This window comes from Tunturiibacter gelidiferens (genome assembly GCF_014201335.1).
In the GTDB taxonomy this organism is placed as follows: domain Bacteria; phylum Acidobacteriota; class Terriglobia; order Terriglobales; family Acidobacteriaceae; genus Edaphobacter; species Edaphobacter lichenicola_E.
This window is the reverse complement of sequence record NZ_JACHEB010000005.1, coordinates 230,794-243,666: the sequence shown is the minus strand read 5'-3', so window position 1 is coordinate 243,666 and position 12,873 is coordinate 230,794. Positions and strand designations below refer to the sequence as shown.

Sequence of the window (12,873 nt, the reverse complement as noted above, 5' to 3'; positions counted from 1 at the left end):
AATTCGTATTTTCAGGGTTATTTTTTTGAATCCACTAACCAACCGGTCTACTCTAAGAATTGGATCAAATTTTTGGTTCGCAAAATTCGCGGTACGGAGAAAATTTATGACTACTTCAGGTGCTTCACTCAAAGGAACTGCTCTTGTAACTGGCGCATCGACAGGGATCGGTGCGGTTTATGCGGATCGTCTGGCGCGGCGCGGCTATGACCTGATCCTGGTGGCTCGCAACGGCGATAAATTGAAGGAGCTTGCGGCTTCGCTGAGTTCGGCGACTGGGCGTGCGGTCGATGTGCTGGCTGCGGATCTTACGAATAAGACCGATCTGCGCAAGGTCGAGGAGCGGCTGCGATCAGATAAATCGATTACGACGCTGGTGAATAATGCAGGCTTCGGCGGAACGACTTCGCTGGTGGACTCGAAGATCGATGAGCTCGAGAACATGATTGAGTTGAATGTGACGGCGCTAACGCGGCTGACATATGCTGTGCTGCCGGGATTTCTCGCGAGAGGTAAGGGCGCGATCATCAATATCTCGTCGATCGTCGCGGTGGCTCCTGAGATGCTGAATGGGGTGTACAGCGGCACGAAGGCGTATGTGCTGAATCTTACGCAGTCGCTGCATAAGGAAGTTGGTGACAAGGGGATTCAGGTGCAGGCGGTGCTGCCGGGTGCGACGGCTTCGGAGTTCTGGGACCGCGCGGGGATTGGCGGACATCAGAATCTGCCGGAACAGATTGTGATGAGCTCGGAGGAGATGGTGGACGCTTCGCTGGCTGGGTTCGATAGCCGCGAGCTGGTTACGATTCCGGCGCTGCCTGATGTCGGGGATTGGGAGAAGTTCAATGCGGCTCGCGTGGCGCTGGGGCCGAATCTTTCGCATAAGCGGGCGGCGAAGCGGTATGGGGTGGGGGCGTAAAGTACTAGACTCCGCGTTCCTCCGCTGCTGCACAACGCGGCGGGGAGTGCGGGTCTGAAAATGATTGGAATTAGTTGATGCAATCCGTAGCGAAACCGCGCTCGTTTAACGTAAGTTGGATGGGAAAGCAGATGCGGGCAAGTGGCATGTGCGCTTTTCGGACGACCGGAGTCGCTACATGGGTGTTTCTTCGAAGGCTTTGGCCTGGTGCTGGAGTTCCCTGCTTTGTCTGGGGCTGGTGTCGTGCGGCAGCGGATCGCATGTTGCGACAGGCGATGGGCCTGGAGCCACTCCTGCGGCGGATTTCACTTTGTCTGCGACGCCTTCGAGCTTGACGCTGACGGCAGGTGGTGCGGGACAACAGCTGAGCGTGAGTGCAGTTGGATCGAATGACTTTACGGGGATGGTGTCGGTAGCGATTACGGGGCCTGCCGGCGTGACGGTACAGCCGGCTACGCTGAACCTGACTCCGGGGGCGGCGCAGAGTGTAAGTGTTGGTGCCGGGGCGAACGCGGTTGCAGGTGGCGGCACTTTGACGCTCACGGGGTCATCGGGAACACTGAGCCACTCGATTGCGGTGTCTGAGACTGTTGTAGCGGCGGCAGCGGGGGATTTTTCGCTGACCGCTACGCCGAGTGCGCTCACCGTGGTGGCGGGTGGTGCGGGACAGACGATTAGCGTGAACGCCATTTCGACAAACTCGTTTGCGGGGGCAGTGTCAGTTGCGATTACGGGGCTGCCTGCGGGTGTGACGGCACAACCTGCGACGCAGACGCTGACTCCGGGGACGCCGCAGAGCGTGAGCCTTAGTGCCAATGCGAACGCGGTTGCCGGCAGCAGCATGTTGACGCTTACGGGAATGTCGGGAACGCTGAGCCATTCCGCTACGGTTGCTTTGATGGTATCTGGTCCGCAGCCGGATTACACGCTGACGCTTTCGCCAGCTTCGCTGAATGTTGTGGCGGGTACGACCAGTGCGTCGGTGAGTGTAACGGTGAGCGGAGTCAACGCGTTCAGCGGCACGGTGTCGGTGGCGATTACGGGATTGCCGAGTGGGGTCACGGCAAATCCGGCTACGCTGACGCTGACTCCGGGAGTGGCACAGAGCACGACACTGACGGTGCCGCCGTTGACGGCTGCGGGCTCATCCACGGTGAACTTCACGGGAACTGCCGGAAGTCTGGTTCATTCGGCATCGCTCGCGTTGACGGTGCAGGCTGCTCCGATGACCAATGCACCCGACGTGACGACTTATCACTACGATGTTGCGCGCGATGGCCTGAATGCGAAAGAGACGATTCTGACTCCTGACAATGTGAAGTCGACACAGTTCGGGAAGATTGGATTCTATACGGTGGACTCCAAGGTGGATGGCGAGCCACTCTATCTTGCCAATGTTCCGATCGGAGGCCAGTATCACAACGTTTTGTACGTAGTGACCGAACATGACAGCGTCTATGCGTTCGATGCAGATAGCGGTGCGCAGATATGGAAGACGTCGATCATCGGAAGCGGAGAGACGACGAGCGACGATCACGGGTGTGGGCAGATTTCGCCAGAGATCGGGATTACTTCGACGCCGGTGATTGACCGTGGGCTGGGGCCAAACGGCGCTCTGTTTACGGTCGGGATGACGAAAGATGCGAGTAAGAACTATCACCAGCGCCTGCACGCGCTCGATGTCGCGACGGGAGCGGAGATGAGCGGCAGTCCGACGGAAGTAATAGCGAGTTATCCGGGGACCGGGGATAACAGCCAGAATGGCAGCGTCGTGTTCAACCCGGCGCAGTATGCCGAGCGGGCGGGACTTCTGCTTTTGAATGGAACGATCTATACCGGCTGGACTTCGCATTGCGATAAAGGACTTTATACAGGGTGGGTGATCGGTTATAGCGAGACGACTCTACAACAGACACAGGTGTTGAACGTGACACCGAATGGTAGTGAAGGATCGATCTGGATGAGTGGAGATGGATTGGGGGCGGACAGCAGCGGGAATATCTATTTCCTCGATGCGAATGGCACTTTCGATACGACCTTCGACGCACTAGGTTTTCCGATCAAGGGGGACTACGGCAATGGGATGTTGAAACTGTCGACGAATGGCAAGCTGGCTGTTGGAGATTACTTTCAGACCTACGACACGACGACGGAATCAGCAGAGGATTTTGATTTGGGATCGGGCGGCGAGTTGCTTCTGCCGGATCAGACGGACTCGGATGGGATTGTGCATCATCTGATTGTTGGTGCGGGCAAGGATCGGAATATCTATCTCGCCGATAGGGACAATATGGGCAAGTACAACCCAGCCAGCAACCCGCAGGACAACAACATCTATCAGGAAGTTAGGGGGCAGTTGGGTGGCCTGGTCTATTCCACTCCCGCTTACTTCAATGGCATTCTGTACTATGGCGCGGTCAATGATTCGGTGAAGGCGTTTCCGTTGACCAACGCAATGCTGACGACGTATTCGAGCCAGTCGTCGATGAAGTTTCCTTATCCTGGAACGACTCCGGGAATCTCGGCGAACGGGACACAAAACGGGATTGTGTGGGCGCTGGAATCGAGCACGGGTAGTAACGGGGTGCTACATGCTTTTGATGCGACGAATCTGGCGCGCGAGCTCTACAACAGTGGGCAGGCGGCGAATGGACGCGATAGCTTCGGCACGGGAAACAAGTTTATTACGCCGATGATCGTGAACGGCAAAGTGTATGTGGGGACGCAGACTGGAGTGGCAGTGTTTGGATTGTTGCAATAGAAAAAAGGCCTCGACTTTGAGCGTCGAGGCCTTTTCTGTTCCAGGGTTTGTTTATTTTGCGGCGAGGGTGATGCACTCTTCGAGGATGTCGAGTGCGACGTTGGCTTCGTGCTCGTTGACGATGAGCGGCGGGCAGAGGCGGATCGTGGTTTCGCCGCAGCCGAGGATGAGGAGGCCGCGCTCGAAGGCGAGATCGACGACCTTGTCGCGCATGGGGCCTACCGGCGTGCGGGACTGTTTATCTTTGACGAGTTCGATGCCGATCATGAGACCGCGACCGCGAACGTCGCCAACGGTGGGGTGTTTGGCAACCAAGGGACGAAGGCGGGAGAGCATCTTTTCGCCAATGGTGGCGGCGTTTTGGAGGCCTTCGCGCTCGAGGATATCCAGGGTGGCGAGGGCGGCGGCGATGCAGATTGGGTTGCCACCGAAGGTGCTGGCGTGTGAGCCCGGGACCCAACTCATGATCTCGGCTTTCGACATGCAGATGCCGAGAGGCATTCCGCTGGCGATGCCCTTTGCGATGCAGACGATGTCGGGGTGGACGCCGGAGTGCTCGATGGCCCACCACTTCCCTGTTCTCGCGGCGCCGGACTGTACTTCGTCGGCGATGAGGAGGATGCCGTGGCGGTCGCAGATGCGGCGAATCTCCTGGAGGAAGTTGGTGGGGGCTACGACGTAGCCGCCTTCGCCCTGGATGGGCTCGAGGATGATCGCTGCGACTTCTTCGGGCGGGAGGATGGTTTTGAAGAGGCGGTCTTCGATGTAGCGGGCGCATTCGAGGGCGAAGGCTTCCTGCTCTTCTGGCGTGCCGTCCGGACAGCCGCGGTAGGCATAGGGATAGCGGATGTGGTGGACGCCGGGGACGAGGGGAGCGAAGCGGCGCTTCTGCTGGGGCTTCGAGCCGGTGAGCGAGAGTGCGCCCATGGTGCGGCCGTGGAAGGCGCCGAAGAAGCTGATGATGTTCTGACGGCCGGTGTGGTAACGGGCGAGTTTCATGGCGCACTCGACGGCCTCGGCGCCAGAGTTGCCGTAGTAGAACTTGTGCGGGCCGGGCATGGGGGCGATGGCAGAGAGGCGCTCGGCCAAGATGGTCATGTTTTCGTAGTAGAAGTCGGTGCCGGACATGTGGATGAGTTCGGCAGCCTGGTCCTGGATGGCCTTTACGACTTCGGGATGACAGTGGCCAGTGGAGTTGACGGCGATGCCGGCGGCAAAGTCGAGGAACTCGTTGCCGTCGACGTCAGTGACGCGGACGCCGCGGCCGGATTTGGCCACCATGGGGTAGCTGCGTGTGTAGCTGGGGGAGATGAGGCGGTCATCGTCGGCGACGATTTTGGTCGCTTTGGGGCCGGGGAGGGCGGTCTTGAGCCTGGGGCCGAACTCGGTGTAGTGCTTCGAACGGATGGCCTCCCCGGCGGCGTGAGTAACGCCCTGGGCGGAGTTTTGTTTCAGGTCTTCGAGGGTCTTTTCAGTGAGGGTGGTCATGCGAATCTCTCCTTTGGGCAGCGGTGCGTTTGGTCTGACCGTTCGTGCTCGTACCGGTTCCTGATGAGGGACGGCGGCGCTCTGTGGTTGCAGAGAGAACGGTTTTGCGCTGGTGGCGGGGTCTTCGCCGGCTGTTTGGGTGTTCGAGCTTAGTCGCCGGCGAAGAGACTAGGTCGCGTGAGACTGGGCAGAACGCGGAGGTGCCGACGCGGCATCTGGTGTCGCATGGAGCGGCACTGGGAGCCAGCGTTGCGGCTTGTCCGGGCTGTGGATGACAGCGATTTCATTGGGATTCTGCCTTTGGCGGTGAGTATACCTTATCGAGACAACGCCAGGACACTGGCGATTTCACGCTGCGGCCTGGCTGGCTGACGAAAACGCTCTTGAAAACTCTCCTTGACAGCTTAGGGGAGTGGGTCTAGTCTCCTAATCATCTTAGGGGGCGACTTGTCCGTTCAGGCTCAACTTCTTCCCGGCACCCTCGATCTTCTTATTCTGCGTGCGGTGTCTCTCGGGCCGTTGCATGGGTACGGTGTGCTTTTGCGCATTGAGCAGATCTCTGGCGGCGCTCTGCTGATTGAACAAGGGGCGCTGTATCCGGGTTTGTTTCGGCTGCTGCGGCAGGGGTTGCTGAAAGCAGACTGGGGCACGTCGGAGAACAACCGGCGCGCGAAGTTTTACGAGTTGACGGCCACGGGCCAGAAACGGCTGCGGGAAGAAACGGCCAGTTGGAATCGGCTCGCGACGGCTATTGCGAACGCACTCGCTGTGCAACCGGAGGAATCATGAGACTCTTCGACTCTCTTCGCTCCTTTGCCTCATCTCTCTTCCATCGCAATGCGATCGACCGCGACATGGAGGAGGAGCTTCGTTCGCACATTGAACATCGCGCTGATGATCTTGTGCGTTCGGGGCTGTCGCGTGCTGAAGCTGAGAGGCGTGCGCGCATCGAGTTTGGGGGCTATCAGCGGTTCAAAGAGGAGTCGCGCGAAGCTCTTGGAGTGCACTTCGGCGAGAGCTTTCTTCAGGACGTGCGCTTCTGTTTGCGCGGGATGGCGAAGAAGCCGGGCTTTACTGTGGTCGCGGTGCTGACGCTGGCGTTTGCCATTGGCGCGAATTCGGTGGTCTTTGGAGTGTTGAATGCGTTCATTCTGCGCCCGTTGAATGTGCCACACGCCGAGAGTCTCTATGGGCTGTGGCGCCTGTCCAGTAACGATATGGCGACGTCTTATCCGGACTATCTCGATCTGCGCGACCGCAACCACACGTTTGAGAGCCTGATTGCTTATAACGTTACCCAGGCGGGGTTGGACACGGGTAGCGATCCATCACGCGCGTGGGTGGAGGAGGCCAGCGGAAACTACTTCGATGCGTTGGGTCTGCAGCCGTATCTGGGTCGGGTCTTCCATAGCTCCGATGAACATGGCCCGAACAGCGCACCGTATATCGTGCTGACGCATGCTTTCTGGCACACGCATTTTCAGGACGATCCCGCTGTGCTTGGCCGGGTTGTGAGACTGAACAAACATCCGTTCACGATCATTGGGGTGGCGCCGCCTGAGTTCCACGGCACGCTGATGTTTTTCAATCCGGATTTTTTTGTGCCGATCGTGGACCATCAATGGATCGATGTGAGTGACATGAACGCGCGCGGAGACCGTTGGGTCTTCATGACGTTAGGACATCTGAAGGCAGGAGTTACTCCAGCGCAGGCAATTGCCGATTTGAATTCGGTTGGAGCTTATCTCGAGAAGGCCTATCCCAAAGACGATCCCAAGATGAGCTTTAAGCTGGCGCGTCCGAGCCTGTATGGCGACTATATTGGCCGACCGGTGCGGACATTTATGACGGGGCTGATGCTATTGGCGGGACTGATTCTGCTCGCGGCGTGCGCCAACCTGGGCAGCCTGTTTGCCGCGCGCGCGGCGGACCGATCGCGGGAAGTTGCTTTACGGCTCGCGCTTGGGTCGAGTCGCAAACGGATTCTGCGTGGGCTTTTTACCGAAGCGTTACTCATTTCGCTCATGGGCGGGGCAGTTGGGCTGGCGGGCAGCGTGGTGCTGTTGCACGCTTTGAGCGTGTGGCAGCCGATCTCTCGATGGCCCCTTCATATGTCGGTGAACCCGGATGCGAAGGTATATGCGGTCGCTTTGCTGCTGGCTTTAGCAAGCGGGCTCTTGTTCGGGGCGGTTCCGGTGAGGCAGGTGCTCCACACCAATCCGTACGAGGTGATGAAGGGCAGCGTGGCCGAGACAAAGCGTGGCAGGTTTGGGCTGCGGATGACTTTCCAGGATGTGCTGCTCGTGGTGCAAATTGCAATCTGCGCCGTGTTGGTCACCTCTTCCATTGTTGCGGTCCGCGGATTGGCGCGTTCGCTGCACAACAACTTCGGCTTCGAGTTGCAAAACACCATGCTGGTAGAGACAGATCTGAATATGGCGGGCTACCTTGGCGACAAAGCGCCGCCTATGCAGAAACGCATGATCGATGCTGTTGCGGCGATTCCGGGTGTCGAGACTGTGGGATTGGCCGATCAGGTTCCGTTGGGTGATGTCCAACCCGGCTCGAATGTCTTCACCGACAACACATCGAATCTGAGTCCGTCGAACGCTGCAACGGATGCCATGATGTTCAAGGTCTCTCCTGAATACTTTCAGGCGGCGGGCACGGCGCTGGTGTCTGGAAGATCCTTCACGTGGCAGGAGGACAAGGACAAGCCGCGTGTTGCGGTAGTGAATCGAGAGTTTGCGCGGAAGATCTTCGGTTCGGTAGCGAAAGCCATGGGCGCGTACTTCAAGATGCCGGATGGAACGCGCATCCAGATAGTGGGGATTGCGGAAGACGGAAAGTATGGAAGCCTCACCGAAGATCCGCAGCCCGTGATGTTTCTTCCGATCCTGCAATGGCCATCCAACTCGGCCTATCTCGTCGTGCGGTCGAGCCGCGATCCGGATCAGTTGGGGCCGGCAATAAGGAGCACGCTGCGGGATCTGGATTCAGGGCTGCCGGTTTACATTCAAACGCGGTTCAAGGCGCTGGACGCATTCTTGTTTGGCCCACGTATGGCGACGATCTCACTAGGTGTGTTGGGCGTGATGGGCGCGATGCTCTCGGTAGTTGGGATCTTCGGCATGGCTTCCTACTCGGTAAGCAAGCGGCTGCGAGAGTTCGGGATTCGCATTGCGCTGGGAGCACAGCGGCGAGAGCTACTACAGACAGCGTTGGGACGGGCAGGCAAACTGCTGGCGATTGGTTCAGGGGTAGGATTGCTTTTGGGTTTGGCTGCGGGGAAGGTGTTGGCGTTTCTTGTGTCTCAAGCTACGCCATGGGATCCGATTGTGCTTGGCGGGGTCTTGCTGACGATGTTACTGCTCGGCCTGCTGGCCGGCTGGGTTCCGGCGCGGCGTGCGCTGTCCACCGATCCACTCATGCTCCTTCGCGAGGAGTAGGCGAATCGTTCCCGGTGCTAGCGGATGACGCTGCCGGGGACGATGGGCTGGGGAGTGTCGTTGTCGAACTGAAGACTGAACGCGAAGAGAAGATGGTAGAGGTCGCTGTGCAGTGTGGTGAAGTCGAAGCAGAGAACGTGGCGCGTTGGGTCGACGGGGTCGGACTTCTTCTTTGCTTTGACGGGAACGTTGCCGAGGAAGCAGGCCTTGGCGGCGTAGGTCGTCTGGGGGATTTTGCCGGGTGCCTGTGGCATGGGAACTGAAGCGAGAACGATGGCGGCGGGGTGGCCGTCGATGGTGTAACGGGTAGCTTCCTGGGTGACAGTGGGCTCACCGTATTGCTTGAGCTGGCGGATGATCTGCTCGCGGATGAACGGGCCGAGCGTGGTGGCGCCGCGGAGGACGTTAGGACAGGTGTTGTCGATGGTGGAGAGCACGAAGGAGGAGGTATCGGCCGGAGTAACTGCGTTGGCGAAGAAGGTGGAGCGGGCACACTTCGGCGTCGCGGTGGTGGTAGAGCTGGTGGAGGCCGGACCGGTGTTCTGGGTGACGCTGGCAGGGTCGGGTTCGAAGCGGCCTGGATAGAAGTAGGTGATGTTCAGATCCGGGTCGTGGAAGCTTCGCGGAAGATTGGGATTGGTCTGGGCGGAGGACTGGTCGGGAGTTTGAGAGAACGCCGAGACACAGACGAAAAGAAGGACAAGTAAGGCCGCAGGACGAAGCACCATCTCCTTATCGTAGCACCGGGAGGGCGTTGAATGCAGGCGCGGAAGCCTTGGCAGAGGCGCGTTACCATGGTGGAATGCCCGCACAATCAGCGCCAAACCGCACACGGATTTTTCTGTCGTTTGCGTGCGTTTATCTCTTCTGGGGATCTACGTATCTGGCGATGCGGTATGGGGTGGAGGTGCTGCCGCCGTTTGTGCTGGGGAGTTCGCGATTTTTGATGGCGGGCGTGCTGATGCTGGCTGGGGCAGCGTTACTGCGGATGAAGGTGTGGCCAAGCCGTCAGGAGGTGGTACGGCTGGTGGTGATTGGGGTTCTGATGCTCGGGTGCGGAAACACGTCGGTGATCTGGTCGGAACAGTATCTGCCGACCGGGTTGGCGGCGCTGATCGTGGCGGTGATTCCGTTGTATGCGGCTTTGATAGAGATTTTTTTGCCCAGAGGAGAGGGACTGCGAGTGAAGGGTTGGATCGGCGTTTGCATGGGGTTCGCCGGACTTGTATTTCTGTTATGGCCTGGGCTGCGGGAGGGGCTGCGCGGTGACTCGCGGCAGATTATCGCGGCAGCGGTGTTGCTGGGCGGGGCACTGTGCTGGACGAGCGCGTCCGTGATCTCGCGGCGGTCGACGTTTCGGCTGGGAGGGTTTGTGGTTGCGGGGTGGGAGATGCTGTTTGGCGGTGTGTTCAATGTGTTGATGATGCTTGCGACGAAGGGTTATCACGGGGCACAATGGGGATTTCAGGCTTGGGCGTCCACGCTGTATCTGGTCACCTTCGGATCGATTCTGACGTACAGTGCTTACGTTTATCTGCTGAATCATGTGGCAGTGTCGAAGGTGGCGACCTATGCGTATGTGAATCCGGTCATTGCTGTAATTCTTGGGGTGATTTTTCTGAAGGAGCGTTTTGTTGTTGTGGAGTACATCGGTATGGCTGCGATTCTGGTGGCGGTGTTCTTGGTGACCAGCTCGAAGATGAAGACTGGGGCGCCGACGGTGGTGGATGAAGATGTTGCAGCTGGGCTGGAGGCTTAGTTTTTTGTTGAAGGCGTGTCCTGCCGGACGGGCTCACTGCGCGTGAGGCGGTCACTTCGTGACTTGTATACCCTTCTTCTCGTTGCTTAGGACATGCCTGTGATTTCGCCTGCTGCATCGACGTCGATATCCATCGCGCGGGATGCTTTGGGCAAGCCGGGCATGAGCATCATGGAGCCGGAGATGACGACGAGAAAACCTGCGCCTGCGGAAAGAACGACGTCGGTGATGTGGAGGGTCCAGCCGGTGGGCGCGCCCATCAGCTTGGGGTCGTCGGTGAGAGAGTACTGCGTCTTGGCGATGCAGACGGGGAGTTCGCCGTAGCCCCATTTTGTGAAGCGCGCGAGTTTTTCTTCCGCTTGAGGCGTGAGTTCGACGTTGGCCGCGCCGTAAACTTTTTGCGCGACGGCGGTGATCTTTTCCAGCGAAGATGCGCTTGAGGTGTAGGTGCTGGTGGGTGCGACGTTGGGGTTGGCGGCGATGACGCTGACAACTTTTTCCGCGAGTGCGGCAGCGCCTGCTCCGCCTTTGACAAAAGCTTCGGAGAGCGCGAAGGCTGCACCCTGGGCTTCACAGTATTTCTTGAGGAACTTCAACTCTTCGTCGGTGTCTTTGGGGAAGCGGTTGATGGCAACGATGGCGGGAAGGTTGAACCCGCGCACGATGGCGATGTGTTTTTTCAGATTTTCGAAGCCCGCTTCGAGATCGCCTGCGCCCTGGTTGCGAACGGATTGGACCGTGGTGACGAGGACTGCGGCAGAGGGCTTGATGCCGGAGGATGGCATTACGATGTCGAGGTATTTTTCGAAGCCGAGGTCGGAGGCGAAGCCAGTCTCGTTGACGACGTAGTCTGCGAGGCGGAGGCCCATCTGCTGCGAGATGACAGAGCTGGTGCCGTGAGCGATGTTGGCGAAGGGGCCGCAGTGGACCAGCGCGGGTGTTCCTTCGGTGGTTTGAACGAGGTTCGGCAGGATGGCTTCGCTCAGGAGTGCCATCATGGGGCCAGTGGCTTTGAGGTCTTTTGCGAGGACAGGTTTGCCTGCACGGGTCTGGCCGATGACGATGCGGGCGAGACGCTTGCGGAGGTCTTCGCGGCCGGAGGCGAGGGTCATGATGGCCATGATCTCGCTGGCGGCGGTGATGAGGAAGCCGGTGTGGCGATTGGCTCCGACGCGTTTGCCGCCGGCCTGCACGATGATGTGGCGAAGGGCACGGTCGTTCATGTCGAGTGCGCGGGGCCAGGTGACGGCTTCGGGGTCAAGGTCGAGTTCGTTTCCGTGGAAGAGATGTGAGTCGATGAGCGCGGCCAGAAGGTTGTGCGCGGAGGTGATGGCGTGGAAGTCACCGTGGAAGTGGAGATTGATTTTTTCTGCAGGCTCGACCTGCGAGCGGCCGCCGCCTGCCGCTCCGCCCTTCATGCCGAAGACGGGGCCGAGTGAGGGCTCGCGCGAGGTGATGATGGCTTTCTTGCCGATCTTTTCGAGACCCTGGACGAGGCCGATTGAGGTGACGGTTTTGCCTTCGCCGGAGAGAGTGGGCGTGGTTGCCGTGACTAGGATGAGCTTGCCGCGTACGGGGAAGGCGAGGTCGTCGAGGAAGTCGAGTGTGAGTTTGGCGCCGTAGCGGCCGAGGCGTTCGACGTACTTTTCGGGCAGGGCGAGTTTTTCGACGATGGCTTCGATGGGAAGAAGATCTTTGGTCATGGGCCTCAGCGGTGGTTACGGTTAGAGGAAGCTATGGGGCCGCGGTGCCCATGGCGAGCGGGTAGAGCGGCGCAGCTTCGGCGCGACCGAAGCGGACTGTAGTTTTGGTGATGCGATTGAGCGTGTCAATGTTGTTCGAAGAAAAGTACCAGACGAGAAGATGACTGTTCCAGTTGGTGGAGATGCCCATCGCGTAGAGCGACTGGGGGACGGCGGGATTTTTAGAGTCTGGGGGTTGCGGGGGCTGCGCCTGACCCTGTGAAGCGGCCATGTGAACCTTCTGCCAGCCGACGTTATACCAGGCCGGCTGCGCGATGGACTTCATGCCGGGAACCTTGATGACGATCTCGGCGAGGTCGGAGAGAAGTGTGGTGCTGCTGCTTTCGTGCTCGGCGTTGAGGCAGTCGATGTCGAGTTCGGCTAAGAGGATCGATGCCGTGACGGCTGGCTTGACGGTGACGCGAGTAGCGCCGTCTTCGGCGGGCTGAGTCTCAGTGGTTTGCGCTGGGCCCGACTGTGGAAGTTCGAGCAGGAGCGCGGGACGCAGGCAGTGAGTCTCGGCGGCGAGCTTTGGGTTGTCGACGTTGAAGAGAGTGAGATGGCCATCGTGAAGGATTTTTTCGGGATCGCCCTTGACGAGGTCGGAGGGATAGAAGAGTCGGAGTTTGAGAGCTTCACTCTCCCAGCCGGTGGTGTTGGGAGCGGGCGTTTGCGCGGCTGCGATGAGGGACAGGGCCGCGAGAACGAACGTCGTGACGAGAGTGCGGGGTGCGAAGGTCATCTATTCCACTCCG

Annotated in this window: 9 protein-coding genes; 5 read left to right on the top strand and 4 right to left on the bottom strand. The window is 59.1% G+C overall.

From position 1 onward, the window contains the following. Positions 1-106 precede the first annotated feature (106 nt). Positions 107-919 (top strand): SDR family NAD(P)-dependent oxidoreductase, encoded by an 813-nt coding sequence (locus HDF14_RS12285; protein ID WP_183977023.1) that lies wholly within the window; start codon positions 107-109, stop codon positions 917-919. Positions 920-1,097: 178 nt separating this feature from the next. Then, positions 1,098-3,680 (top strand): hypothetical protein, encoded by a 2,583-nt coding sequence (locus HDF14_RS12280; RefSeq protein WP_183977021.1) that lies wholly within the window; start codon positions 1,098-1,100, stop codon positions 3,678-3,680. A gap of 51 nt (positions 3,681-3,731) precedes the next feature. Here the strand turns inward: HDF14_RS12280 and HDF14_RS12275 are convergent, their stop codons facing one another. Further along, the gene (locus HDF14_RS12275; RefSeq protein ID WP_183977019.1) at positions 3,732-5,168 is read right to left on the bottom strand and encodes an acetyl ornithine aminotransferase family protein; all 1,437 of its coding nucleotides are present in this window, start codon (positions 5,166-5,168) and stop codon (positions 3,732-3,734) included. A gap of 447 nt (positions 5,169-5,615) precedes the next feature. Here HDF14_RS12275 and HDF14_RS12270 point away from each other — a divergent pair, with 447 nt between their 5' ends. Together HDF14_RS12270 and HDF14_RS12265 are read left to right on the top strand one after the other, a co-directional pair. Continuing rightward, a complete protein-coding gene (locus tag HDF14_RS12270; protein WP_183977017.1) occupies positions 5,616-5,957 on the top strand; it encodes a PadR family transcriptional regulator in 342 nt (113 codons plus the stop codon). Then, entirely contained in the window at positions 5,954-8,617 is a 2,664-nt protein-coding gene (locus HDF14_RS12265) for an ABC transporter permease (RefSeq protein WP_183977015.1), read from the top strand. The genes HDF14_RS12270 and HDF14_RS12265 overlap by 4 nt, the downstream gene beginning before the upstream one ends. Positions 8,618-8,634: 17 nt before the next feature. Here HDF14_RS12265 and HDF14_RS12260 read toward each other — a convergent pair whose 3' ends face one another. After that, positions 8,635-9,345: a hypothetical protein gene (locus tag HDF14_RS12260; protein ID WP_183977013.1), complete on the bottom strand. Its 711-nt coding sequence runs from the start codon at positions 9,343-9,345 to the stop codon at positions 8,635-8,637. A gap of 26 nt (positions 9,346-9,371) precedes the next feature. Here HDF14_RS12260 and HDF14_RS12255 point away from each other — a divergent pair, with 26 nt between their 5' ends. Continuing rightward, the gene (locus tag HDF14_RS12255) at positions 9,372-10,376 is read left to right on the top strand and encodes an EamA family transporter (protein ID WP_260698215.1); all 1,005 of its coding nucleotides are present in this window, start codon (positions 9,372-9,374) and stop codon (positions 10,374-10,376) included. 86 nt (positions 10,377-10,462) lie between these two features. On the opposite strand, the gene HDF14_RS12250 is transcribed toward HDF14_RS12255, so the two are convergent. After that, positions 10,463-12,079: a formate--tetrahydrofolate ligase gene (locus HDF14_RS12250; RefSeq protein ID WP_183977011.1), complete on the bottom strand. Its 1,617-nt coding sequence runs from the start codon at positions 12,077-12,079 to the stop codon at positions 10,463-10,465. 31 nt (positions 12,080-12,110) lie between these two features. Then, positions 12,111-12,860, bottom strand: coding sequence for a hypothetical protein (locus HDF14_RS12245; RefSeq protein WP_183977009.1), 750 nt, complete (start codon positions 12,858-12,860; stop codon positions 12,111-12,113). Positions 12,861-12,873 lie beyond the last annotated feature (13 nt).

Excerpts from the sequence above, each read along its gene's own strand:
- HDF14_RS12285 (WP_183977023.1), top strand. The coding sequence starts at position 107 with ATGACTACTTCAGGTGCTTCACTCAAAGGAACTGCTCTTGTAACTGGC.
- HDF14_RS12280 (WP_183977021.1), top strand. The coding sequence starts at position 1,098 with ATGGGTGTTTCTTCGAAGGCTTTGGCCTGGTGCTGGAGTTCCCTGCTT.
- HDF14_RS12275 (WP_183977019.1), bottom strand. The coding sequence starts at position 5,168 with ATGACCACCCTCACTGAAAAGACCCTCGAAGACCTGAAACAAAACTCC.
- HDF14_RS12265 (WP_183977015.1), top strand. The coding sequence starts at position 5,954 with ATGAGACTCTTCGACTCTCTTCGCTCCTTTGCCTCATCTCTCTTCCAT.
- HDF14_RS12260 (WP_183977013.1), bottom strand. The coding sequence starts at position 9,345 with ATGGTGCTTCGTCCTGCGGCCTTACTTGTCCTTCTTTTCGTCTGTGTC.
- HDF14_RS12250 (WP_183977011.1), bottom strand. The coding sequence starts at position 12,079 with ATGACCAAAGATCTTCTTCCCATCGAAGCCATCGTCGAAAAACTCGCC.
- HDF14_RS12245 (WP_183977009.1), bottom strand. The coding sequence starts at position 12,860 with ATGACCTTCGCACCCCGCACTCTCGTCACGACGTTCGTTCTCGCGGCC.